General features: G+C 59.3%; 24 protein-coding genes and 1 riboswitch. Of the genes, 9 read left to right on the forward strand and 15 right to left on the reverse strand.

The features are described 5' to 3' along the window. Positions 1–328 precede the first annotated feature (328 nt). The 5 genes from CQ015_RS03895 (at position 329) to CQ015_RS03915 (ending at position 5,163) form a co-directional block, all read left to right on the forward strand. Complete coding sequence (locus tag CQ015_RS03895) at positions 329–1,474, forward strand: iron chelate uptake ABC transporter family permease subunit (protein WP_105649417.1); 1,146 nt, start codon at positions 329–331, stop codon at positions 1,472–1,474. After that, positions 1,471–2,553 (forward strand): iron-enterobactin ABC transporter permease, encoded by a 1,083-nt coding sequence (gene fepG, locus CQ015_RS03900; protein WP_105649418.1) that lies wholly within the window; start codon positions 1,471–1,473, stop codon positions 2,551–2,553. The genes CQ015_RS03895 and fepG overlap by 4 nt, the downstream gene beginning before the upstream one ends. Before the next feature lie 17 nt (positions 2,554–2,570). Beyond that, positions 2,571–3,437, forward strand: coding sequence for an ABC transporter ATP-binding protein (locus tag CQ015_RS03905; RefSeq protein ID WP_105649419.1), 867 nt, complete (start codon positions 2,571–2,573; stop codon positions 3,435–3,437). Between the two features lie 80 nt (positions 3,438–3,517). Further along, a complete protein-coding gene (locus CQ015_RS03910) occupies positions 3,518–4,507 on the forward strand; it encodes an ABC transporter substrate-binding protein (protein ID WP_105649420.1) in 990 nt (329 codons plus the stop codon). A gap of 179 nt (positions 4,508–4,686) precedes the next feature. Next, on the forward strand, positions 4,687–5,163 hold the full coding sequence (locus CQ015_RS03915) for an N-acetyltransferase (protein WP_105649421.1): 477 nt from the start codon (positions 4,687–4,689) through the stop codon (positions 5,161–5,163). A gap of 41 nt (positions 5,164–5,204) precedes the next feature. On the opposite strand, the gene CQ015_RS03920 is transcribed toward CQ015_RS03915, so the two are convergent. From CQ015_RS03920 to CQ015_RS03930, 3 genes are all read right to left on the reverse strand, one after another. Continuing rightward, positions 5,205–6,191, reverse strand: a complete 987-nt coding sequence (locus tag CQ015_RS03920; RefSeq protein WP_096287469.1) for a DMT family transporter — start codon at positions 6,189–6,191, stop codon at positions 5,205–5,207. 83 nt (positions 6,192–6,274) lie between these two features. Continuing rightward, positions 6,275–7,201, reverse strand: a complete 927-nt coding sequence (locus CQ015_RS03925; protein ID WP_096287471.1) for a GNAT family N-acetyltransferase — start codon at positions 7,199–7,201, stop codon at positions 6,275–6,277. A 5-nt stretch (positions 7,202–7,206) separates the two neighbouring features. Beyond that, positions 7,207–8,592, reverse strand: a complete 1,386-nt coding sequence (locus tag CQ015_RS03930) for a glycine--tRNA ligase (RefSeq protein WP_105553760.1) — start codon at positions 8,590–8,592, stop codon at positions 7,207–7,209. 301 nt (positions 8,593–8,893) lie between these two features. Here CQ015_RS03930 and CQ015_RS03935 point away from each other — a divergent pair, with 301 nt between their 5' ends. Beyond that, the gene (locus CQ015_RS03935; RefSeq protein ID WP_105553761.1) at positions 8,894–9,121 is read left to right on the forward strand and encodes an RNA-binding S4 domain-containing protein; all 228 of its coding nucleotides are present in this window, start codon (positions 8,894–8,896) and stop codon (positions 9,119–9,121) included. 34 nt (positions 9,122–9,155) lie between these two features. On the opposite strand, the gene CQ015_RS03940 is transcribed toward CQ015_RS03935, so the two are convergent. The 3 genes from CQ015_RS03940 to CQ015_RS03950 form a co-directional block, all read right to left on the reverse strand. After that, positions 9,156–9,506, reverse strand: a complete 351-nt coding sequence (locus tag CQ015_RS03940; protein WP_105569905.1) for a GntR family transcriptional regulator — start codon at positions 9,504–9,506, stop codon at positions 9,156–9,158. Then, a complete protein-coding gene (locus tag CQ015_RS03945; RefSeq protein ID WP_105649422.1) occupies positions 9,503–10,564 on the reverse strand; it encodes a hypothetical protein in 1,062 nt (353 codons plus the stop codon). The genes CQ015_RS03940 and CQ015_RS03945 overlap by 4 nt, the downstream gene beginning before the upstream one ends. A 104-nt stretch (positions 10,565–10,668) precedes the next feature. Beyond that, positions 10,669–11,325, reverse strand: coding sequence for an alpha/beta hydrolase (locus CQ015_RS03950; protein WP_105649423.1), 657 nt, complete (start codon positions 11,323–11,325; stop codon positions 10,669–10,671). 201 nt (positions 11,326–11,526) lie between these two features. On the opposite strand from CQ015_RS03950, the gene CQ015_RS03955 reads away from it, so the two are divergent. Both CQ015_RS03955 and CQ015_RS03960 read left to right on the forward strand, forming a co-directional pair. After that, positions 11,527–11,952, forward strand: coding sequence for a hypothetical protein (locus CQ015_RS03955; RefSeq protein WP_105649424.1), 426 nt, complete (start codon positions 11,527–11,529; stop codon positions 11,950–11,952). A 51-nt stretch (positions 11,953–12,003) separates the two neighbouring features. Then, on the forward strand, positions 12,004–12,870 hold the full coding sequence (locus CQ015_RS03960) for an SGNH/GDSL hydrolase family protein (RefSeq protein WP_105553766.1): 867 nt from the start codon (positions 12,004–12,006) through the stop codon (positions 12,868–12,870). A 96-nt stretch (positions 12,871–12,966) separates the two neighbouring features. Here the strand turns inward: CQ015_RS03960 and CQ015_RS03965 are convergent, their stop codons facing one another. Both CQ015_RS03965 and CQ015_RS03970 read right to left on the reverse strand, forming a co-directional pair. Then, positions 12,967–14,112 (reverse strand): homoserine O-acetyltransferase, encoded by a 1,146-nt coding sequence (locus CQ015_RS03965; RefSeq protein ID WP_105649425.1) that lies wholly within the window; start codon positions 14,110–14,112, stop codon positions 12,967–12,969. A gap of 2 nt (positions 14,113–14,114) precedes the next feature. Next, on the reverse strand, positions 14,115–15,458 hold the full coding sequence (locus tag CQ015_RS03970) for a bifunctional o-acetylhomoserine/o-acetylserine sulfhydrylase (RefSeq protein ID WP_105649492.1): 1,344 nt from the start codon (positions 15,456–15,458) through the stop codon (positions 14,115–14,117). A gap of 91 nt (positions 15,459–15,549) precedes the next feature. Next, positions 15,550–15,667, reverse strand: a riboswitch (SAM riboswitch). A 173-nt stretch (positions 15,668–15,840) separates the two neighbouring features. Here CQ015_RS03970 and CQ015_RS03975 point away from each other — a divergent pair. Next, positions 15,841–16,485 (forward strand): VOC family protein, encoded by a 645-nt coding sequence (locus CQ015_RS03975; protein WP_105553769.1) that lies wholly within the window; start codon positions 15,841–15,843, stop codon positions 16,483–16,485. A 97-nt stretch (positions 16,486–16,582) separates the two neighbouring features. On the opposite strand, the gene CQ015_RS03980 is transcribed toward CQ015_RS03975, so the two are convergent. From CQ015_RS03980 to CQ015_RS04010, 7 genes are all read right to left on the reverse strand, one after another. Then, complete coding sequence (locus tag CQ015_RS03980) at positions 16,583–16,990, reverse strand: GNAT family acetyltransferase (RefSeq protein WP_105649426.1); 408 nt, start codon at positions 16,988–16,990, stop codon at positions 16,583–16,585. Positions 16,991–17,047: 57 nt separating this feature from the next. Next, positions 17,048–17,800: a CPBP family intramembrane glutamic endopeptidase gene (locus CQ015_RS03985; RefSeq protein ID WP_374955679.1), complete on the reverse strand. Its 753-nt coding sequence runs from the start codon at positions 17,798–17,800 to the stop codon at positions 17,048–17,050. Between the two features lie 119 nt (positions 17,801–17,919). Then, positions 17,920–18,723 (reverse strand): DeoR/GlpR family DNA-binding transcription regulator, encoded by an 804-nt coding sequence (locus CQ015_RS03990; protein ID WP_105569897.1) that lies wholly within the window; start codon positions 18,721–18,723, stop codon positions 17,920–17,922. Positions 18,724–18,735: 12 nt separating this feature from the next. After that, positions 18,736–19,446 carry a copper homeostasis protein CutC gene (locus tag CQ015_RS03995; RefSeq protein ID WP_105649428.1) on the reverse strand — a complete coding sequence of 237 codons (711 nt, stop codon included), beginning with the start codon at positions 19,444–19,446 and terminating at the stop codon, positions 18,736–18,738. A gap of 2 nt (positions 19,447–19,448) precedes the next feature. Then, positions 19,449–20,306: a carbohydrate ABC transporter permease gene (locus tag CQ015_RS04000; RefSeq protein WP_219844281.1), complete on the reverse strand. Its 858-nt coding sequence runs from the start codon at positions 20,304–20,306 to the stop codon at positions 19,449–19,451. A 2-nt stretch (positions 20,307–20,308) separates the two neighbouring features. After that, positions 20,309–21,238, reverse strand: coding sequence for a carbohydrate ABC transporter permease (locus tag CQ015_RS04005; protein WP_105569895.1), 930 nt, complete (start codon positions 21,236–21,238; stop codon positions 20,309–20,311). Between the two features lie 136 nt (positions 21,239–21,374). Next, positions 21,375–22,634, reverse strand: coding sequence for an extracellular solute-binding protein (locus CQ015_RS04010; RefSeq protein WP_105553775.1), 1,260 nt, complete (start codon positions 22,632–22,634; stop codon positions 21,375–21,377). Positions 22,635–22,825: the final 191 nt, after the last annotated feature.

Consider the following 22,825-nt stretch of genomic DNA (forward strand, 5'->3'; position numbering starts at 1 on the left):
AGGGCACGATGGCGGTTTTTTATCTCAATGCAATTGCTCAGCGCCAGCCGATGGATCAAATAGAGCATTTCATGCACACCGCGTGAAGCGCGGTACGCCTGCCGCTCGAGCAAGGCGTTTCAGCGAAGTTAGTTAGGGCACCCAACACTGGGTCCTCCAACCCGAATTTCTTCATAGCTCGTCCATCATTCCAAGCCGGCGACCGGTTATTCGACCGAGGGGCCACGGGGTCCCCGTCGTAATCTTGCGATACTTCCGAATAAGAAGATGATACTGTTTTCTTTTGTGCCATCAGATAGGTGAGCATTACCTAACTCAAGAAGGTCTGATGCGAACTCCGACGCAGATCTCCGCAGAGCCCGAGGAATTAGTCCCAGGGGTCGAACCCGCTCCGGCGACCGATGAGGCCGTCGCGTCCCTGCCTGGCCTTGCTGCCCCCGAAGCAAATTCAACTGAAACCCGTACCGGTTTAGCTGCGAGCAATGCGACCCGCGCGGTTGGATTCGCGCTAGCACTCGCAGCGCTCGGCGTATCGGTGCTCTTGTCGCTCGCTGTTGGCGCTAAGTGGATTCCGGCCGTCGAGGTAATCCGGGGTTTAGCAGGCCTGGGCACCCAGGAAAATTTAGTGATACTCAACGAACTGCGCGTACCGCGTACGTTGGTCGGCCTCATGGCTGGGCTGGCGCTAGCCGTGGGCGGCGCGTTGATCCAGGCCTTGACCCGCAATCCGCTCGCTGACCCGGGAATTCTTGGTGTCAACGCGGGTGCCGCCTTCGCGGTTGTCCTTGCAGTTGCCGTATTCGGCATCGTCTCCATTGCCGATTACATCTGGTTCGCATTCGGTGGAGCAATCATCACCACCGTGCTGGTGTATCTCATAGGCTCCCGTGGACGGTCCGGCGCTACACCGATCAAGCTGACCCTCTCGGGAGTTGCCTTGGGCGCCATGCTCGGCGGGATCTCAAGTGGCATCACGTTGCTGGACCCGGAGGCATTCGACCGGATGCGGTATTGGGGCGCCGGTACCTTGAACAACCGGACCTTGGATATGGTCTGGGTGATCCTGCCTTTTGTCGTGGCAGGATTATGCCTGGCCTTTTTCTGCACACGCTCGCTCAATGCGGTTTCGCTGGGTGAGGACATGGCCCGCGCGTTGGGAAGCAACGTCACGCGAACCCGCGTTGCGGTCATCGTTGCGGTGACATTGTTGTGCGGCGCCGCCACCGCGGCTGCCGGCCCCATCGGGTTCGTGGGGCTGATGGTTCCGCACATCGCCCGATGGATCGTCGGCGCGGATCAACGGTGGATTGTCCTCTATAGCCTGGCGTTGGGACCGGTGCTGCTTTTGGTCTCGGACGTCATCGGCCGCGTAGTTGCTCCGCCCGGTGAGTTGCAGGTCGGCATCGTGACGGCCTTCGTGGGCGCGCCGGTGCTGATCTGGCTGGTCCGCCGAAAGCAGGTCAGCGGGCTATGACCACCACGGGCAACACTCTCGCTTCCGCTCAACGCGTGGATTTCGGGCCAGGGCACACGGTGCTTTCATCGCCTGGCGGCCGCTTCTCGCTCCGCGTGCAGCGCCGTTCGATCATCGTCTGCGCGATCTTTGCTGCGCTCGGTCTCGTGCTAGCGCTCTGGGCCCTAGCCACAGGCGAAATAACTTTCTCGGCCATAGAGCTTCTGCGTGCGCTGCTCGGCACCGGCAGCAGCTCGAGCGAGCTGGTGGTGCTCTCCTGGCGCTTGCCGCGGGTAGTCATGGCCCTGGCGCTCGGCGCGGCTTTGGGTATCAGCGGAGCGATTTTCCAGTCGCTGACTCGGAACCCTTTGGGCAGCCCGGACATCATCGGGTTCAACACCGGCGCATACACCGGCGCCTTGGCGATTATTTTTCTCGCTGGCGGAGGATATTTTCAGATTGCCGCTGGGGCACTTCTCGGAGGCCTGCTGACGGCTGCATTGGTATATCTCTTGGCTTATCGCCGCGGGTCCCAAGGTTTCCGGTTGATCATTGTCGGGATTGCAATCAGCGCCATTCTCGCGTCGCTGAATACTTGGCTGATCCTGCGTGCGGGGCTCGAAGAAGCGATGTCCGCGGCCGTCTGGGGCGCCGGGTCGCTCAATGCGATGGGGTGGGAGCACGCACAACCGGCGCTGCTCGCGGTCACCGTCTTTTTCATCGCCGCCGCCATGCTGGCCCCGCGAATGCACATGCTGGAGATGGGAGACGACGCCGCCAGCGCGTTGGGCATTCGAGTTGAGCCCGCCAGGCTCCTGCTGATGGTGGTCGGCGTCGGCTTCACCGCACTGGCCACGGCCGCCGCCGGGCCTATTTCGTTTATCGCCCTGGCCGCACCCCAAGTAGCCCGGCGTTTAACGCGCAGCGCGGGAGTCCGCATGGGCTCATCGGCCATTCTCGGTGCGGTGCTCTTGCTTTTCAGCGATCTGATGGCCCAGCGCCTGGTTCCGGAGACCGCGCTACCGGTCGGCGTGGTCACGGTCAGCGTAGGCGGCATTTATTTGATCTGGCTCTTGCTCCGCGAGGCGAAAAGAAGTTGAAAGGCAATAAGTTGCAGATGAGAACAAGCCAGCCATCGGTTCGAGATCCCCAGCTCACCAATGCCCCTGGCCGCCTTGGGGAGTCAACCACCTCTCGGCTAAGCGGCCACGATCTTACTCTGGGCTACGAACAGCGCACCATCTCCCAGGAGCTGAACGTCGCGATCCCCGACGGATCATTTTCCGTCATTATCGGTCCGAACGCCTGCGGCAAATCAACCTTGCTGCGCGCGCTGTCGCGTCTGCTCAAGCCCCTGGCCGGGCAGGTTATCTTGGACGGAAAACCGATCCATAGGCTTCCTGCCAAGGACGTTGCCAAGCGGTTGGGGCTGCTCCCCCAGTCCTCGATTGCCCCGGACGGAATCACCGTCGCAGATCTGGTGGCTCGCGGTCGCTACCCGCATCAGAAGCTACTCTCGCAATGGTCTGCAGCGGATGAGAGCGCGGTGCTCGAAGCCCTGCTAGCGACCAATACGGCCAGCCTTTCACGCAGGCTGGTCGATGAGCTCTCCGGAGGACAACGCCAACGCGTCTGGGTCGCGATGGTGCTTGCGCAGCAAACCCCGCTGCTGCTACTGGACGAACCCACCACCTACCTCGATATTTCGCACCAGATAGAAATCATGGAGCTCTGCCGCCAGCTCAACCGCGGCAAGGGGCACACGGTGGTCGCGGTGCTCCACGATCTGAATCACGCATGCCGTTATGCCAATCATCTGATTGCCATGAAGGACGGCGCCATCGTGGCCACCGGTGCGCCGTCCGAGATCGTCACCGAAGAGCTGATTCACGAGGTCTTCGGGCTGCGCTGCCGGATCATCGAGGACCCCGTATCCCGGACGCCGCTGGTCGTTCCCCTGGGTGACGTAGAGAGCTGGGCCTAGCGGCTCGTCAACACCACCAGAATATTGCCTTGGCCGGCCGGCTCCGGACGCGCCGCACCTAACCGAAAGATGAACCGAATATGACTGCACCTACCCGACGCACGCTGCTGACCATGCTCAGCGCCGCCTCAATCATCGCGCTCACCAGCTGTGGAGCGCAGAGCGCTGAAAATGCGAGCACCGGCGCTTCGCCAGAGACCCTGCACGGCTCGTGGTCGTTTACCGACTCGTTCTATGAGAAGAAAACTACCCTGGACCAGCTGCCCGAATCGATCGTCGTGGATTCCTACTCCGCGGCCGCGCTGTGGGACTACGGCGTCCGCCCCACCGGTGTCTTTGGCTATGGACTCACCGAAGAAGGCGGACTTTCGGTAGGCAACGCGGATGTCAGCCAGATGACGATCGTCGGCAAGGACGCGGAGTTCAACCTGGAGAAGCTGCTCTCCTTGGACCCCGAGGTGATTATCGGCTACGGCAACTCCGAAGGCACCGGCTGGACCTGGTGGGATGAGAAGGTCCAGGGCGAAGCTACCGCCACCGCACCATACCTGCCGATTAAATCAGGCGGCCGCCCGGTTCAAAGCGTCATCGAGGACTATGCCGCCCTAGCCGAAGCGCTCGGCGGTGATACGAACACCGAGTCGGCGGTGCAAGACAAAACGGCTTTCGCCGAGCGGCTCGAGACGCTGAAGGGCATCGCCGCCGAAAAGCCCGGGCTGAGGATCATCGCGCTCAACGGTTACGATGAGCTCTACGTCGGTCAGAAAACCATCGGCCAGCTCGCCTTGCTCGAGGACCTGGGATTCGAAATAGCCGGCCCGACCGCTGATAGCGGGTGGGCCTCACTGAGTTGGGAAAAGGTTAGTGATTACCCGGCAGACGTGGTGCTCAGCTACTCGGGGACGGCCGCACAGGTCAAAGACCATCCGGTGTTCTCCTCACTGCCTGCGGTGCAGTCCGGCCAAGTCGTGGAGTGGGATGACAAACGCCCCTACACCTACGCCAGCTACGTGCAGTGGTTCGATCAGCTCATCGACATTCTCGAAGATGCCAAAACCTTCGGTTCCTAGCGGCTGGCCGGCTCGAAGGTGTTGCCCACATCTCGGCACGAGATCCGGTTTCCGCCCGTTTTAGGGCGAACGCGGGAACCGGATTCGTTGCCGTCCGGGCGGTGCCTGCCACCGGGCTCACCGGCTGGTAGCCGATTGCGACGTTCATCCCGTGGCAGAAATCGGCTTAGGCTTGAGCCATGACTATTCGACTGGTTGCCTTGGAGCCCGCAGAGTTCCCAGCATGGATGGAACGAAGCGCCAGCGAGTATGCCGCCGATCTGGTCTCGTTGGGAAGCACCACCGAAGCCGCCAGGTCGCAGGCGGAGCTTACGCTCCGCGGGGCGTTTCCCACGGAGCGCCCCAATTCAGCGAATGCGGTATTTAATCTGATCGACGAGAACGGATCTGCGGTCGGCTATATCTGGGTCGGACCGGATCAGTCGAACGATCCGACCTCTTGGTGGGTGTGGGACATTGTCGTCGACTCCGATGCCCGCGGCAGGGGACATGGCAAGGCAGGCATGCTGCTGGCCGAAGATTATGCGCGATCGCAAGGAGCGTGCACCCTGGGGCTGAGCGTATTCGGCTTCAATCGCTCGGCGCGAGGGCTCTACGAGTCGCTCGGATACGAAACCACAAGCGTAAAGATGCGAAAAAGTCTCGTGGCCGAATAGGCACCCGGTCATGCCCGTCGGCTAGGTGAAGCCGAGGCCGCCTAGTTGCGCTTGCGGGTGAGTTTTCCGGTGCCGCTGACCGATGCGAGCGCTACCGCGAGCAGGGTCAGCACGGTGCCGGCTACCGTGGCAAAGCTAATCTGCGACCCGTCGGTGGGTACCAGCAAATCCATCAGGAGCGAGCCGAGCAGCTGGCCGCAGATCATGCACAAGCCGGTGAACAGCACCCCCAGATGCTTGACCATGAATGCGGAGACGCCGATAAAAACGCATCCAAGCAGCCCGCCGACGTAAAACCACCATTGGCTTGGCGGGGCCCCGAGCGGGGAAACAGCGGGCAGGCGCACCAGCAAGATCACCGCGAGCATCAAGCTGCCCACGACAAAGTTCATCAGTGTAGCGGTTATCGGGGTGCCATAGGCTTGGGCCTGCACCCCGTTGGAAGCCGATTGGAATCCCATGAGTATGCCCACCACGAGTGAGAAGATCATGGGCAGCAGCAGCGTGGTCAGCTCAATGTCCGTATTAATGCGTGGGCTGACGGCCCAGATTACTCCGATCACCGTGAGCGCCGCCCCGGCCAAGCGCAGCGCACTGATCTTTCGTGGCCCTGCCGGACCGAAGCCGATCCGGTCCACGATCATCGAGCCGACGGTCTGGCCGGTCACCAGGCTCACGGTAAATAGCGCCACGCCAACCAACGGAACCGCAGCCGACTGGCTGACCACCACAAATCCGCCTACCGCGCCGGCGGCCAGATACCACCACGGGAATTGACGCTCGCGGATGACGCGGGGCACCGAGCGCGCGGCCCGGCGGGCGCCGGGGACCACAAGGTGGATGATGGTCAATGCCACCAGCCCCACCAGAAAACTGACCAGCGCGGCGGCAACCGCGTCGCCCAGCTCAACACCCAAGGCACCGTTGACGCGGCTCTGAATCGGCATGAGCAGTCCGGTGGCCACGGCGATCAGCAGATACACCAGCTTCAGGCCGGGGCTCAAGGTGGTGCTAAGCGAATTGTTCACTCGTGGTTCTTTCTCAGATACTGGGCAAATGCATTGCGGGGAAAGCAAAGGCGGGACCCTGCCGGGTCCCGCCTGGGAACTACTTAGTTGGCGTAGTCGCTCGCCAGAATGTGCGTCGTTGAGATAATTGTTGCCTGCTCAACGGTGGCCAGCGCATCCACCAAGGAGGAAAGCACGAACATCGACGAGTCGACCTCCAGCTTCACCGGGTATTGGTAAACCAGCATGGCAACCAGGTCGCGAACCGACTCGGCCACCTGGTCATCGCTGAATGCCGGGTTGGAGCCCACCAGCACGTCGGTGGGTGATTCCTCGCGGGCCGGGATATAGCTGATCGCGAAGGCCAGGATCTTTCCGCCTTCGCTGCGTGGCTTGTCGCGCAGCACGATGGCGCCCTGGGCACCGGTGCTTTCGTCGAGCAGCATCTTCTGCGCCGAGCCCACGGTCATCTTCGCCGGGTCCCACTGGTGGGTGGCGTTGTAGAAGTCCATGACAAGCTTGGTCAATTCGACGCTGCCGGTAGCGATATCCTCGATGACCCGGTCGTTGTTGTCAAAGTCCGGTTCGGCCAGCGCACCGGGTTCCAGGATGACGTCCCGCGATACCTGGATCTCTCCCAGTCCGAGGGCCGCACAGAAACCGCCGGCGGCCTGCGCCGGGTCGCCGGCGGTCACGGTGTACCGCGACTTCAGTTCGGTGCTTTCCCCGGCCGGAATCAAAGTCCGCAGCTGCGCCACCAGCTCGGTGCCCACGCCTTGGCGGCGGTGGGTTGGGGCCACCTCCACGTAGAGCCACAAACGCTGCGGGTGCAGCGAGGAAGCAAAGATCACGCCGGCGCCGATAGCTACGGATTCGCTGGTTGCCACCAGGGTGCGCGAGAACGGCGCATCGCTGTCCTCGCGCAGCATGGTGCGGTCCTGGTACGCCTGCGGAGACAGCGGATCGCCGAAGATCTGCAGCAATTCGAGGTCATCGCCCGAACGCCAGGCGCGGAATGCTAGATCGCTCATGCGCTCTAGGCTCCGTTCAGACGCTCGGATAGGTAGGTCGTGACCTGGTCAAGGGCCACGCGTTCCTGCGCCATGGTGTCGCGTTCGCGGATGGTGACCGCGTGGTCATCGAGAGTATCGAAGTCCACGGTGATGCAGAACGGGGTGCCGATCTCATCCTGGCGGCGGTAGCGGCGGCCAATGGCCCCGGCGTCGTCAAAATCGATATTCCAGCGCTTGCGCAGCTCGGCGGCCAAGTCCTTGGCCTTCGGGGACAGCGATTCGTTGCGGCTCAACGGCAGCACGGCCGCCTTGACCGGCGCCAGGCGCGGGTCCAGCTTCAGCACGGTGCGCTTGTCCACGCCGCCCTTGGTATTCGGTGCTTCGTCCTCGGTGTAGGCATCCACCAGGAAAGCCATCATGGAACGGGTCAGGCCGAAGGAAGGCTCGATCACGAATGGCACGTAGCGTTCGCCGGAGGCCTGGTTGAAGTACGACAGGTCGGAACCCGAAGCATCCTTGTGGCTGGTCAGGTCGTAGTCGGTGCGGTTGGCGACGCCCATGAGCTCGCCCCATTCCGAGCCCTGGAAGCCGAAGCGGTACTCGAAGTCGATGGTGCCAGCCGAATAGTGGGCGCGGTCGTCTTCCGGCACGTCGAACTGGCGCAGGTTCTCCGGGTTGATGCCCAGATCCAGGAACCAGGCCCAGCAGGTGTCAACCCAGTGTTTGAACCACTGATCGGCGTCTTCCGGAGCGGTGAAGAACTCGATTTCCATCTGTTCGAACTCGCGGGTGCGGAAGATGAAGTTGCCTGGGGTGATTTCGTTGCGGAACGCCTTGCCGATCTGGCCGATGCCAAAGGGCGGCTTCTTGCGGCTGGCGTTGAGCACGTTGGCGAAGTTCACGAAGATGCCCTGCGCGGTTTCCGGGCGCATGTAGGTCATGCCGGCTTCGGTATCCACCGGGCCGAGGAAGGTCTTCATCAGGCCGGAGAACTGCTGCGGCTCGGTGAACTGGCCTTTGGTTCCGCAGTCGGGGCAGGCGATCTCGCTCATGCCGTCCTTTGGATCACGGCCCTTCTTGGCTACGAATGCCTCGATCAGGTGATCTTCGCGGTGGCGCTTGTGGCACTGGGTGCACTCGACCAGCGGGTCGGTGAAGGTCTTGACGTGTCCGGAGGCTTCCCAGACAGCCTTAGGCAGGACGATGGAGGAGTCGAGCCCCACCATGTCTTCGCGTCCGCGCACGAAGCTCTGCCACCATTCACGCTTGATATTTTCCTTCAGCTCGGTGCCTAATGGCCCGTAATCCCATGCGGATCGGGAACCACCGTAAATTTCACCAGCCTGAAAAACGAATCCGCGACGCTTCGCGAGGGAAATAACCTGATCAAGCTTGGACTGTGGCGCCATCTTCAACTCCAAAGGAAAGTACGAGGCCGCTGGTTGCGGTCCGTAGGAAACACATACCGGTTAAGCCTATCGTGTCTGCTCGGGCTGGCGCACACCAAGGGATATTCCCTCGCGCTTCGCGCCGGGCATCGTTTGGGCGGTCGCCGGTTCCGCGCTCTCGGGCGCCCAGAAATCTGCCGCCGTCGTGCGGAATGCCAGATTTAGCCATGCCTCGGACGATGCGCTGTCGGCTCCACCACAGATACGGGATTTTCCTGAAATTCATTTATGCGCGCCGTCCGATGTGCGCGATGATAGGAGCATGGCAAATTCCGAGGTATTCTCCATCCAAATCCGCGACGAATCGATTCGTCTGGGACAGCTGCTCAAGCTCGCTTCGTTGGCAGAAGACGGCATTCACGCAAAGCAACTAATCGAAGAGGGCCTTGTACGGGTCAACGGCAAGGTCGAAACGCGCCGCGGCGCTCAGATGCGCCAAGGCGACAAGGTCACCGTCCAAGGCGAATCCGTCGTTGTCGAAACAGCTTAGTTCGAGGTAGTTGAACACCCCTTTGTGGCGGCGGCTAGGAGTTCCAGGCCGCCGCCACGAGTCTTTGCAATTCCGCGAGGCTCAGGCCGGCGGCCTTTGCGTTGCCAGCGAGTGCGCGAGTTTCGGAGAGCAGCGCGGTGGTGAGAATCTGTCCCGGATTCACTCGGGTTCCGTTGGCTCGCCCGGTGCGTACCAGGCCGGCGATTTCAAGTTCCTTATACGCCTTGGCCACCGTACCTACGGCAACACGCAGGTCACCTGCGAGCTGCCGCACCGGAGGTAGCCTCGTCTCGGCGGCGAGCTCCCCACCTTGGATCATCGCGGCAAGCTGGGCTCTGATTTGTTCGGATGGCCCGCTGGGATCCGAAGGGTCAAGGGTGATCACGCGCTTACCCCCTCCCCTATTTCCTTATCCGTCGCCTTGAAAATCGTGGCAATCCAGCCAGCCAGCTGACCGAGAAGTATTGCACCGACGACAAGCACCAACAGCCCCAGGCCCGCAAGGCTCAATGCCAGTGCCGCGTTCCACAGGTCCGTGGAACCTTCGGGTAGGGCTCCGCGTGTGTAGGTTTCGCCAACTACAAAATTCAGCGTGTAACCAGCGTTGTAGATGGCTGACGCAGCCATGGCGAGCAACGGCAACAACTGAAAACAAAGCATTGCGCTGAACCCGGTGCTCAGCACGTAAGCATTATGTGTGCGCACCGCGTTGTCGAAACCTTGGAGCGCAGGGCTGCGCAGGCTCGGACGCCGAGCATTGCGGTTCAACGCCCACAAGGTCAGTAGCGCCCCCAGCACGAGGAACACCAGCAGCGGAATTCCGTAGTACCAGCCGGGGAATGGCCCCGTGGCGCCGTCACCGAGCGACACCTCGGTGACCATCATGTTTTCGTCGAGACTGGCGCCGTTGGCGGAAGCATAGGGCAGCATGCGGTATCGCCCCCGTTCGTCCGGGGAGGATGCTAAGCCCGCAACGAGCAGTCCGATCAGGGTGGCACCGAGCATCACTCCAGGGACAATTATCCCCCAAGCCGGGCCAAACATTCCCGTCGATCGCGGAGTGAGGTCTGCGCTGACACGCGCGCCGTTCCCTTCTTCGGCACTAGCGAAATCGTGCGGGATGGGGAAGATGATAAAAACAATGGCTACCAGTATCCAGATGCCGACTGGAGCCGCGACAAGCTGCAGCCCATTGGCCTTCGGGAAAGCTTGATTGAGGTAAATTGCCCAAGTGCCAGCAAGTAGCGCAACTATCAGCGCCGCCATGTTCCGTGCACGCACGGCTCGCAGTACCTTCCCCGCAATTCCCGCTTCGGCGGCGGCGCCGCGATGCGCCAGATTCACCAGGTCAGCCCGCCGCTGCGATAACACGCCACGACGAATCAGCAAGGTCAGGGCAAGCCCGAATCCTATTAGCACCAAGAACGGCAAGACGTTGCTCATGTGAATTCCTCACGTGATGAGAGGCACACCGGCCTCCCGCTTGTATCATTGGAACAATACAAGCAGGAGGCAACGCCTTGTGTCAATAGGTTGATACAAGGCGTTTAGGTTGCAGCTCCTTGGAGTACTACGGCGCTGAGGAACTCATGCACGTGCGCCATCTCCTGCGCGTTCACCGAGTGCAGCATATTCGAGTAGAGCACCTTGGTGACATGAACGTCGCTGGTGGCCCACCCGTGCGTGTATTCAATTTTTTCGGCGGTAATCACCGGATCATCCTGATCACGGCCCCAAAACAGTGGCTTGCGCATCTGGCGCAGCTTTTCGTCTTGGAAGAAGCCGCTGCCCTCTTCCGGCACCGCAAACCCCGAAAGGCCGACAACTGCCGTGATCGCCTCCGGCCGATGCCGCAACAGCGAAGTTGCCACGGCCATGCCCATCGAGAAGCCCAGCAGGCTCACCGAAGAGTGCTGCCTGGTGATCGGTTCGAGCCAGCTCCACAGGTCCGAGATTGCGGCCTTCACCTCATCGAAGGAGTAATCCAGGTCTTGCATCAGCGGAAACCACGTGAAGCCGGGCCCCAGCGCCTGAGGCGCACGCACCGAGACGATGGTGAACTCTTCGGGAAGCATGGGAGCCAACCCCATGAGATCTTCCTCGTTGGAAAGATAACCATGAAGCAAGACCAATAGCGGCGTGCCGGCTCTTTCGGCTTCGGGCCGGGACCAAATGACGGTGGGATTCCAGATATTTTCACTCACGCATCAAGTCAACCAGATGCCAGCAGGGATTCGGCAAATCGATTCACCGTCTGGGTCGCCATTACAATAATGTAACGTTTGGAATAAATAAGGGAAGGCTGAAAGATCCATGGTTGACTAACGATATCAACATGCGTTGCGGCATTCCGAACAACGCATTGAGAGCTACCCGACGTGCGCGGAGCGAACATATTGGATGACATGAATATCACTGAGGTTGCAGCAGAAATTACAGAACTCACTCAGGAAGAATTTGATGAGCTCAGCGAGCTCAATGATTCGACTCCTTTCGGTTATGTGGATGATGACTCCGCCGGAAGCTTTGGCGCTCTTGACACGCTCTTTAACGCGATGCCTTTTGCTTTCGGAGCCATCGTCGCTCTTTTTGTCCTCATGGCGGCCGCTACCACCTTCTTGCTTGTGCGTAATTTCAAGTCAACCAAGCAATCCGGGGCCAAATACTACTCGCCGCAGTCCGATCCAGGAATACTGCCGGCCAACGCTCACCTGTTGGCGCGGAATAAGAACTTGGAGCAGAAACTCGCAGAGCTAGATGATCTGCTCGCTCGGCGAATCATCACCCGCGAAGAATACGCCGCGACTCGCAGCAAGGCGCTGCTGGGGTGACCTCCCGCTGACGCCATTGACAGCTAGTTACCGAAAAGTAACAATATTGTTGTGTCTGAAAATTCTGCGTCCGAATCATCCCTCCCCGCTCACGAAACAAGTCACCCCTGGCGCCGGTACGTGGCGCTGGGAGACTCCTTTACCGAGGGTATCGGGGACCCCGACCCGCAGAACCCGGGGCGGCACCGCGGCTGGGCAGATCGTCTCGCCCAACAGTTGAGCACCACCGTTCCGGACTTTTCCTACGCAAACTTGGCCATCCGTGGGCGGCTGATCGGCCAGATCATTTCCGAACAAGTGACCCCGGCAATAAATCTCAAACCAGACTTGATCAGCATTTGCGCTGGAGGAAACGATGTCATTCGCCCCGGCGGCGATCCGGACAGAATCGCCGAACAGCTAGAGCGGGCGATTAGCGATCTGAGCAAGACCGGCGCAACAATACTATTGCTCACCGGACCCGATATTCGCGATACGCCTGTCCTTGGCGGCATACGCGGGAAAGTCGCCATATACAACGAAAACGTGCGGGCAATTGCGCAACGTTACGATGCCGTGGTGGGCGACCTCTGGGCCTTGAATGAGCTGCGCCGAACACGCATGTGGGACCCCGACCGGCTGCATTTCTCTCCACTGGGACATCAGCTCATCGCCGCGATGGCCTTGGATGCGTTGAACGTACCCCACGAGCTGTCCTTGAATGCTCAGCTGGACAACGCGCCACGAAGCTGGCGCGAAGCGCGAATCGAAGATCTGCAGTGGGCACGCGAGTACTTTGCGCCATGGGTTTTGCGCCGCATTCGACACCAGTCTTCCGGTGACGGGGTGACGGCCAAACGCCCGGTACCCACCCCGTTCACCCTGCCACCGCCGAATGAGTCATTGGGCGCTGGGGATAGCGCCCCCATGCAGGACTGAGCCCCACAACGCACAATGGAACGCAGTTTGATGCACCGCTTACTGGTGGATCAAACTGCGTTCCTTTTATGTTTGGATACTTAGCTAGGCGAGTTCCTAGTCGTCAAAAACCAGGGCCCGCAAGACCGGATCAAGCTGCTTGGCATCCGTCAGGAAGCCATCGTGGCCAATCGGTGAATCGATGTAATGCACCGGTTTCGGCTTCGGCAACGACGCAGCGAGCAGTTCAGACTGTGCCGGGAAGTACAGCCGATCGCTGCTGACCGCGGCAACCACCACGTTCACCTTAGCCAGACGGGCCAAGGCATCACGTAGCGAATCGTATCCGCGAGCAACGTCGTGGCTCATCAAGGCCTCGGTGATCACCAGATAGCTATTCGCATCGAACCGATGCACCAGCTTGGTCGCTTGGTGATCCAGGTAGCTTTCCACCTGGTAGCGTCCGCGTGCACCTTCCGAGGTATCCAGTGGCTGTTCCCCGGGCTGCGGCTTGCGCGCGAAACGCGTCTCCAGCTCGACTTCGGAGCGGTAGGTGATATGCGCCAGTCGGCGGGCTAGGCCCAAGCCGGCATCCGGGCGCACACCGTTGGCGTAGTAGTCGCCTTGCGCAAAATTTGGATCGAGGCGAATCGCCTCGGTCTGCACCTGCGCAAATGCGATCTGCTCCGCCGTAGCTTGCGCGCTGGAGGCCATGACAACCACGTTCTTGACCCGTTCCGGAAATTCGACTGCCCATTCGAGGGCCCGCGCTCCACCCATGGAACCACCGATGACCGTATGCCAGGTGTGCACCCCGAGCAGGTCGGCCAGGCGTGCCTCAAGGCGCACCGAGTCTTTGATCGTGACGAAGGGGAAACGTGAGCCCCAGGCTTCGCCGTGTTCGTCGAGCGAACCGGGCCCGGTGGATCCATTGCAACCACCAATGATGTTGATGGCCAGGACAAAGTAATTGTCTGTATCAACGGTCAGCCCGGGGCCGACAAAGTCTTCCCACCAGCCCGGGGTCTGCGAATCTCCCTGCGATACGTGAGCATCACCGGTCAGCGCGTGCATAACCAGCACCGCATTTGACCCGTCCGCGTTCAGCTGCCCCCATGATTCATAGGCCAGCTCGATACGCGGCAGGTATCCACCGGTTTCGAAGGTGTACTCCCCCACGGACGCGCGGCGCAAAATGCCGTCCTGTCCGTCGGCGAGGTTCTTCGAGTCGAGAGTCTCTTCGGTAGTCACTATGGATGCCATGCCTAGAGGGTTTCCTGCAATTCCTGGTTAGCAGGCTCTGCGATCGCAGCAAAACCAAGTTGCAAGTCAGCGAGTATGTCCTTGATGTTCTCCAACCCCACGCTCAGCCGAACGAGCCCCGGACGCACGCCGGCCGACAGGCGTTCCGCCTCGGTCAGCTGTGCATGGGTGGTCGAAGCGGGGTGAATCACCAGCGAGCGAACGTCGCCGATATTCGCCACATTTGAATGGAGTTCTAGGGCATCTACGAATGCCTTGCCCGCTTCGGCGCCGCCGGCAACGTCAAAGGCGATGACCGCCCCAACACCGTTTGGCGCATATTTCTGGCCACGCTCAAACCATGGCGAGGAAGGCAACCCGGCATAGGCGACCAGCTCGACTTGCTCATGGCCTTCAAGCCAGGCGGCGACTTCCTTGGCATTCTGCACGTGGCGTTCCACGCGGAGCGACAGGGTTTCCAGCCCTTGGGCAATCAAGAAGGCGTTGAAGGGTGCCACCGATGAGCCCAGGTCGCGCAGCAACTGCACGCGTGCCTTGAGGATGTAGGCGAGGTTTGCGCCGAGAATGCCGTTGACGCCCAGATCTCGGGCGAACACCAAACCGTTGTAGGACTCGTCCGGGGTGTTGAAATCAGGGAAGCGTTCCGGATCCTTGGCGAAGTCGAACTTCCCCGAATCCACGATGACGCCGGCAATGGCGGTGCCGTGCCCGCCGAGATACTTGGTGGCCGAATGGATGACGATGTCCGCGCCCCACTCGATCGGACGGATCAGGTATGGGGTGGCCAAGGTGTTGTCCACCAGCAACGGAACACCGGCTTCGTGGGCAATCTCCGAGATTCCCTCGATGTCCAGGATGTCCTGACGCGGGTTGGAGACCACCTCGCCGAAGAACGCCTTGGTATTTGGCTGCACAGCCTCGCGCCACTGCGCCAGGTTATCCGGATCGGCCACGAAGGTGACCTGGATGCCGAGCTTGCGCAACGTGTGCTTGAACAGGTTCTGCGTTCCGCCATACAGGCTTGGGCTGGCAACGAGGTGGTCGCCGGCCTGGGCCAGGTTCAGGATGGCGAAGGTGGTGGCCGCCTGCCCGGAGGCGAGCAACAGTGCGCCGACACCGCCTTCGAGGTCGGCAATGCGGTTTTCGACGGCTTCCTGGGTTGGATTTCCAATGCGAGTGTAGATCGGCTCCAGCTCCTGCAAGGCGAAGCGCGCGGCCGCGCTCTCTGCGCTGGGGAAGACGAACGAAGACGTCTGATAGATCGGCAAGGCACGCGCTCCGGTAACCGGGTCGGGCTGTTGTCCGGAGTGGATCTGACGCGTCTCAAATGACCAGTTGTTACTCATGGTTTCCTCCATATAGCTTGTTGACTATGGGGGTACACCACTAAAAAACACACCGACAGGAAGCTCCTCGTCGAGGTACTTTCCAGGGGGTAACCCGCGCTTGTCCTAGACACAGTTTGTGCCGAGGGCCAGGTCTTCACCCGGGGCACCCCACCGCGGAGGAGGGTTGCCGCCCAGTAAGCCGGGGCTTGTTACTGGGACTCATGACCTGACACAAGTCTGCCGGACAACCGAAGATCTTGGCAATATGAAGTGGCTCAAAGTGACGCAATCGGTCATATTGCACTTTTATAACGCAATTTATGCAGAGCGTTCGATCGCCAGTTTGCCAGTTAGGGTAGCCTAAGTCGAGACTTGAATCACATAGTGACATGATGGGCACATGATGAGGCTAGATCACGTTACGTACGCATGTGGCCCGGACGGGCTCATGCCAACCGCCGAAAGAATCTCCGAGGCTTTGGGCTTGGAATTCGTCAAGGGAGGCGTGCATCCGCGATTCGGAACTCGCAATGTAATTTTCCCGCTCAAGCATGACCAATACCTAGAAGTAGTTGAAGTTCTGAACCACCCCGCTAGCGACAAGGCACCGTTTGGGCAGGCGGTCCGTGCCCGTTCCGAGCTGGGCGGCGGATGGATGGGATGGTGTGTTTCAGTTGAGGATCTCTCAAGCGCAGAAGAGCGCCTGGGACGCAAATCGGTTCCGGGTAACCGCAAGTTCCCTGACGGCCGCGAACTCACCTGGCAGCAGATTGGCATCAAGGGTCTGATCGCGGACCCGCAGGTTCCATACTTGTTGCGCTGGGACGCCGGCACCGAAGACTTGCACCCTTCCCGTGCGCTGGATCCCGCTGGCCAGATCCAGAGCATTGCCATTGCCGGTTCACGCGACCGAGTCCTTGATTGGCTGGGGCAGCCAGAAAACGTGAATCTCGGTGCGGTGAGCATGGAGTATGAAGCACCCAACGGGACCCCGGGCATCTTGTCTGTAACTTTCGAAACCGATAACGGTACCGTGGTGCTGTAAGACAAGGTACGCACGAAGGTAGGTGGGGGCAATGGCGCCCCCACCTACTCTTCTTTAATGCCAGTTGTGCGCTCAAACTGGCAAGGCTCTGCTCTGCCTATAGCCGCTTGCCCAAAACCACAATGTCTTGGGTTTCGTAGCCTTGCTGCTCGTAGAATCGAATGACCTGCGAGTTCTCGGAGCGAACCATCAGCTGCACCTTGGGCACCGAACGTCGGCGCAACCAATCGGTGGCCGCGCCAACGATCTGTTGGCCCAGTCCTTGGCCCTGGCTCTCGGGACGGACCGCAACGTAGTACAGCCACCCGCGGTGACCATCAAAACCAACCATCGCGGAGGCAAGCAGCGCTCCGTCGCGGTGCCCCACAAGAATTGTGGATGACTCGTTGCGTAGCGCTTGTTCCGCATCGGCCAGCGGATCATTCCAAGGCCGGGTGAGTTCCACCCGTTGCCAGAGTGCGACCACCTCGGCAAGGCCATTCATCTGAAGCTCGCTAATCTGCATTTTCACTCCCCTGCTAAAAGCACTCCGAAATTGGGCCATCGTGAATCTGGAAAGTGCTCAGGCACCAATGCCGATGGCCGGGCCGATGAGCAAGAAGCCTACAAAACCAACGGCATCCAGCAGGAAATGTGCGATGACCAGGGGCATGACGCGACCGTATTTATGATAGAGCCAGCCAAAGACCACACCCATGGCGAAGTTGCCGATCATCGGTCCGGCCCCTTGGTACAGATGATAGCTTCCGCGCAGCAGGGCCGAACCGAGAATCAGCACCCAGGGTCCAAGATTGAGTCTCTTGCCGTAGCCGAAGAGGAAAGCCAACATCACGACTTCCTCCAGTACTGCATGGCGTACCGCTGAAAGGACCAGCACCGGCACACTCCACCAGTAGTCTGCGAGATTTGCCGTGGCCAGCGCTGTGGTGATGCCGAATGCTCGACCCGCTGCATATACGCCTAGCGTGCCGATTCCCATGACGAGAAACAAGCACACCCCGAGCAGCGCATCCTTGCCAGGACGACGGAAATCGAAGCCTATGTCCCTGATGCTTCGTCCGAGCGTTCGATGCATGAAATAGAGCGCGAGGGCCACCGGGAGCAGGGCGAAAAGGATATCCAGGAGCTGGTACGCCAGGTCAAAGTATTCTCGCGTGTTCAACGGATTGTTCATGGATGTGGTCTGCTCGCGCAGTGGCGCACGAGTCGCCTTGTCGGCAAAGCTGATAAGCGAATACACGGCGCTCTGTCCGAGTGAGAGCCCTAGAACGAGGAAAATCTCAATCTTCAGGATGCGAGTGCCGCTCGTCGTCAATGTCTTTTCACCAGTCACATATCGATCATAGACTTCGACTGCTGTGCTGCGGCTGAGCAAGGAGTCCGAGCGGATCATACTGCAGCGCCTGACCATGCTGCAGCGTTGGCCCGATGCACTTACTGTGCCGCAGACATTCCCGTTTTGGTGATGACCGGGATCCCTGCCATGGCAAGGGCCTCCCGTTGCTCGTCCGTGATCTGATCGTCGGTGATCAGACCGGTGAGGTTTTCGCGATCTAAGATCACGAAGGAATGCCCTCCGATCTTCGAAGCATCTGCCACCAGGTAGCTCCTACGAGACTGGTTGATCATCAATTCGTTGACTGCTGCTTCCATCTCATCGCTGACCATCGCTCCGATGCTCGGTTCCAGCGCATTGATGCCTACAAAAGCCATATCGAGTGTGATTTTGCCAAGCGAATTTTGCGCTAGCGGGCCGACAAGCTCGTAGGAGCGCTCGTTGAGCACCCCACCGGTGACCATAACGCGAATGTGCGGGCGCACGGCGAGCAAAGAGGCGATATTGACTGCGTTGGTAACTACGGTGAGGGTGATACGACCGGGCTCCCCCACTAGATCCTGGCGCATGCCCAGTTCAATGGCTATTGCTTTAGTGGTAGTGCCCCCAGAAAGTCCGACCACGGTATCGGCTTCAACCATGCCAGCGGCGAGCCTTGCGATCTGAAGTTTGCGTTCGTCATGGTCTTCACGCTGATACCGCGAGGGAAGGTCATAGGCGACCGTGTTTGAGACTGCTCCACCGTGGGTTCGAGTGAGAAGCGAGGCATTGGACAGCGAGTCCAGGTCCCGTCGTGCAGTCGCAGGCGAGATTTCCAGCTGCTGAACAATCTGCTCGACATCAATCTGGCCATTGCTAGCCAGGAGGTCGAGGATATGGTTCAGGCGTTCCTCGCGTTTCATGGATCCAGCTCTCTAATAGTGCAAATCATCAAGTAAATTGCGTAGTTCTCTAACCTGTTGTTCATCAACGGCCAGGCTCTGCGCATAAGGTGTTTTGGCGGAGAAATGAACTGCCGCTATGCCTGTGGCATAAGCCGCACGCACGTCCCGTGGCTTCATGCCACCACCGGACATGATTTCAATTCTTCCTTCGGCACGCTGCACCATGCGTTTGATCATGGGTAGCCCTTCACCAACCGTACTTCGTCCTCCGCTAGTCAACACTCGTGTGACCGGAAGTTGCAAAAGCTCAAGGACGCTGTGCGCAGGATCGGGCGTTGCGTCGATGGCGCGGTGCACCGTGATTTCCATTTGCGAATTGATCTGCCGCCCAGCCTCGATCAGCACGCGAATCCCCGGGATATTTAGGGATCCTTCAGCGGTCGTAGCCCCGATGACCAGTCCTTGCACTCCTTCGAAGGCAAGCCGCTGCGCCTGGCTGACCAGCAAATCTAGTTCCTCGGCAGTGTAGGTGAAATCACCGGGACGCTCACGCAAAAGTGCATGTACGCCAAGCGGGGGCGACTGCTCCAGGGCTTTGACCAGCAGTTCGGGGCTTGGGGTAAGCCCGCCGAGTTCCAACGCTTGGCATGCTTCGATTCTGTCGGCTCCTGCGCCCACCGCGCGCGCGGCACAGCTTGGTGAAGTTGCAACGATTTCCAGCGCAGGCGCGTTACCTGGCATAGCTATTTCACCGCCCCAGCGGCAAGGCCACCGATCAGTCGTTTTTCAATCAGGGCGAACAGAATGATCACCGGAACAATCGCGACAATCGAAACCCCAAAGACGTACTGCCAGGCGGTGGAGTACTGTCCCACGAACTTCGTCAACGCCACGGAGAGCGGCTGATTCTCGGCCGTCGACAAGATCACCAATGACGCTGCGAATTCGTTCCAGCAGGAGACAAAGGTGAAGATCACCGCGGTGACGATGCCCGGCCAAACCAAGGGCAGATTGATGGTGAAGAGCACGCGCAGTTTTCCTGCACCGTCGATTTGCGCGGCTTCGTCGATGCTGCGCGGAACGCCTGCGAAGAAGGAGTGCATGATCCATACGGCGAAGGCAAGGTTAAAGGCCGCATTGATCAGAATCATGGCCAGCCACGTGTCATGTAGATCCCACGCAAGCATCTGCTTAAACAGGCCGGCGGTAAGCACCGCAGGCTGCAGCATCTGGGTCACAATGACCAAGAACATGAACACCATTTTGCCCGGGAACTTAAAACGGGCCGTGTAATACGCCGCCGGGGTAGCTACCAAAAGCACCAACAGCGTGGCGAAAACCGAGATGACAATCGTGGAAATGAGGTTATATGGGACCGGTGTCTCTGGAGTCGCCCACATCGAAGCGTAGTTCGACCATTGTGCACCTTCACGAGGGAGATAATCCGGCGGAATAGAGAGGATTTCCGCCTGTGTTTTTATGGAGCCAATGAGCATGGCCAGATATGGCAGAAGGAAGATGAGAACAACTAGTACACCGATCAGCATGCGCATGATCACCGTCTTGCGCGAGGCACGATCGGCGGTGACGAGAAACGCCATCTCTATACCTCCTGCATTGGTTTGACGGACTTGACGTAGATGGCCACGATGACAACAACAATGGCGAAGTTCACCACGGAAAGTGCTGAGGAGATATCCAAGCGGCGATCAAATTGCAGAACCTTGAATATGTAGGTCATGAGCGTGTCGGCGCTGTTTCCCGGAATCGAACCGGTCATCACCTTCAGAATAGGGAGATTATTAAAAACGTTGATGATGTTGATCAGAGCCGCGACGGCGAGCGCCGAGCGCAGCTGCGGGAGGATCACGAAGATGTAGGTTTTCCATTTACCTGCCCCGTCCACCCGAGCTGCCTCTAGGGTTTCTTCCGGGATGGCCTGCATCCCGGCGAGCAGCGTATAGGTGGTAAAGGGTATCGAAACGAAAATGGCAACGACGATCGAAACCAGCATCGCTGGGACCGCATTTTTAGTCCAACCGAACCCTTCGTCCATGAGCCCTATGTCGATGAAGAACTTGTTGAAGATTCCGTAGTTGGGATCCAAGCCGTAGTAGAACACTGTCGTGGTCATGACTACCGAGGCGGCCCAGGGAACGATGACGGCCATTCGCACAAAAGTGCGCCCGGGGAACGGCTTGTTCAAGAATTGGGCGAGAGCCAATGAAAGAAGCACCGTGATCACGACAACGGAGAGGACCCAAACCACGGTGTTGATCATGATCCGAGGCAGTGCCGGATCTTGGAAGACCGTGACGAAGTTGTCCAATCCGACAGAATGAAGGTCGGTGCCAACCGATGAAATCTTACGGGTCGAGTTGTAGATCATGTAACCGGCCGGATACACCACCATGGCCAAAATCAAGAGCAAAGCCGGCCCTATCCAGGGCACTGAGGACAGCAATGACTGCGAGTCATTACCGCGTTTGCGTCTCTTGGCAGGTGCCGGGGTGACCTGTAACGAGGTACTCACGCTCTGCTCTCCTTTATTCTTTCGGCGCCACGGGAAAACTACGAGGGCCGGCCGTATCGTTTGGTTCGGCAACAGAGGCCCGGCGAAACGTTCGTCGGGCCTCTTATTGCGTGGTTACTTGGATTCGCCCAGGCTGCTAGCTGGCCGCGTCAGCCTTGGCTTGGATGCCCTTGAGCACGTCCTCGGCGGACTTACCGGTACCCAGTTCGCCCATCAGCGATTTGAAAGCACCGTCGGTCGCATTCCATGCGGGGTTGGTCGTGGGGTAGAAAACCGCGTTCGGCAACATGTCCAAGAATGGCTTGAGGACTTCGTCCCCGGCGAGCTTCTCGGAACCGGACTGGGTAGTTGGAAGGAATCCTTCGGTGCTGACCCAGTCGGTGTAGACATCGGCCGAGTAGAAGTAGTCCATGAATTCCTTGACGGCTGCCGATTTGCTTCCGTCATTCTTGAAAGACATCAGCCGATCCGCGACGCCTAAGGTTGCAGGTTCCCCGGTCTTGGTGGCGACCGTGGTAACCCCGTATTTCAGATCGGGGTTTTCCTTTTCAATCTGCCCCACGGTCTGTGGCAGTGCATAGGCGAAACCTAGCTGGCCCTGGATGAAGGTGTTCAGCATAGGGGTGCGCTGGGTAGCGCCCGGATCGTTTTGCGTGACGCCGTCATCGATCATTTTCTTCATGAATTCGGCGGCTTCGAGGTTTTCCGGGGTGTCCACGGAGATCGAATCTGCATCACCGAAGTTGCCTCCGTTTCCCGCAAACCAGATCAGTGACTCGCCTTGGGCTTCTTCGCTGCCCAGAGGCATGCCGTAGCCGTCCGCCTTGGTCTTTTCGCTGATCAGCTTTGATGCTTCGTAGAGTTCATCCCAGGTCTTTGGGACGTCCTGGACTCCGGCTTCGTCCATCAGCGTCTCGTTGTAGAACAGCGCGCGGGCCGAGGCAATCAGTGGCAGTCCGTACTGGGTGCCTTCAAATTTTTCGGCATCTGCGAAGGCGGGCTGGAAGTCCTCAATGGTTTCGGGTGAAGCGACATCTGAGACCGGAGCAAGCAGTCCTTCTGCGGCGAACTCGGCAAAGGCGCCACCGTTGTAAATATCGGGTGCCTGGTTACCCTGAAGTTTGGTCTTCAGTACGCCTTCAAGATTTTCCCACGATTGCACCTCGAGGTTGATGCTGATGTTGCTGTGTTCGGCTTCGAAGTCTTCGATCACACCTTCCCACAGGGCCTTGGTGCCTGTGGAGTAGGTAGGAACGAGCATTTCCAAAGTGGTGTTTTCGCCGCCCGCCGCATCTGTGGAGGCATCGCTTTCACCGCCAGAAAAACCGCAGCTGCTCAACAGCAGCGCTGCCGTTGCAGACAGGGCCACCACCGCGGTACGTGTAGTTCGTTTCATCTCTGCTCCTCATTGTCGCGCCATTGCGGCACCCTACTCGGTGTGAACGATTCTGATTTTTTTGGCGACTTATAGTCAGAAAAAATCAGCCTACACCGATTATGTAGTGATAGAGCTCACTGGTCAAGGCTTCATGATGATATTTTTAGAGCTAACTAGGCGCTAAAAGATCATAAACAATCACTTCTGGA

This window comes from Arthrobacter sp. MYb221 (assembly GCF_002979835.1).
Classification (GTDB): Bacteria; Actinomycetota; Actinomycetes; order Actinomycetales; family Micrococcaceae; genus Glutamicibacter.

Excerpts from the sequence above, each read along its gene's own strand:
- CQ015_RS04000 (WP_219844281.1), bottom strand. The coding sequence starts at position 20,306 with ATGGCGTTTCTCGTCACCGCCGATCGTGCCTCGCGCAAGACGGTGATC.
- CQ015_RS03965 (WP_105649425.1), bottom strand. The coding sequence starts at position 14,112 with ATGGCATCCATAGTGACTACCGAAGAGACTCTCGACTCGAAGAACCTC.
- CQ015_RS03995 (WP_105649428.1), bottom strand. The coding sequence starts at position 19,446 with ATGCCAGGTAACGCGCCTGCGCTGGAAATCGTTGCAACTTCACCAAGC.
- CQ015_RS03990 (WP_105569897.1), bottom strand. The coding sequence starts at position 18,723 with ATGAAACGCGAGGAACGCCTGAACCATATCCTCGACCTCCTGGCTAGC.
- CQ015_RS03915 (WP_105649421.1), top strand. The coding sequence starts at position 4,687 with ATGACTATTCGACTGGTTGCCTTGGAGCCCGCAGAGTTCCCAGCATGG.
- CQ015_RS04010 (WP_105553775.1), bottom strand. The coding sequence starts at position 22,634 with ATGAAACGAACTACACGTACCGCGGTGGTGGCCCTGTCTGCAACGGCA.
- CQ015_RS03930 (WP_105553760.1), bottom strand. The coding sequence starts at position 8,592 with ATGGCGCCACAGTCCAAGCTTGATCAGGTTATTTCCCTCGCGAAGCGT.
- CQ015_RS03925 (WP_096287471.1), bottom strand. The coding sequence starts at position 7,201 with ATGAGCGATCTAGCATTCCGCGCCTGGCGTTCGGGCGATGACCTCGAA.
- CQ015_RS03980 (WP_105649426.1), bottom strand. The coding sequence starts at position 16,990 with ATGCAGATTAGCGAGCTTCAGATGAATGGCCTTGCCGAGGTGGTCGCA.
- CQ015_RS03945 (WP_105649422.1), bottom strand. The coding sequence starts at position 10,564 with ATGAGCAACGTCTTGCCGTTCTTGGTGCTAATAGGATTCGGGCTTGCC.
- CQ015_RS03970 (WP_105649492.1), bottom strand. The coding sequence starts at position 15,458 with ATGAGTAACAACTGGTCATTTGAGACGCGTCAGATCCACTCCGGACAA.
- CQ015_RS03910 (WP_105649420.1), top strand. The coding sequence starts at position 3,518 with ATGACTGCACCTACCCGACGCACGCTGCTGACCATGCTCAGCGCCGCC.
- CQ015_RS03895 (WP_105649417.1), top strand. The coding sequence starts at position 329 with ATGCGAACTCCGACGCAGATCTCCGCAGAGCCCGAGGAATTAGTCCCA.
- CQ015_RS03935 (WP_105553761.1), top strand. The coding sequence starts at position 8,894 with ATGGCAAATTCCGAGGTATTCTCCATCCAAATCCGCGACGAATCGATT.
- CQ015_RS03975 (WP_105553769.1), top strand. The coding sequence starts at position 15,841 with ATGATGAGGCTAGATCACGTTACGTACGCATGTGGCCCGGACGGGCTC.
- CQ015_RS03905 (WP_105649419.1), top strand. The coding sequence starts at position 2,571 with ATGAGAACAAGCCAGCCATCGGTTCGAGATCCCCAGCTCACCAATGCC.
- CQ015_RS03955 (WP_105649424.1), top strand. The coding sequence starts at position 11,527 with ATGAATATCACTGAGGTTGCAGCAGAAATTACAGAACTCACTCAGGAA.
- fepG (WP_105649418.1), top strand. The coding sequence starts at position 1,471 with ATGACCACCACGGGCAACACTCTCGCTTCCGCTCAACGCGTGGATTTC.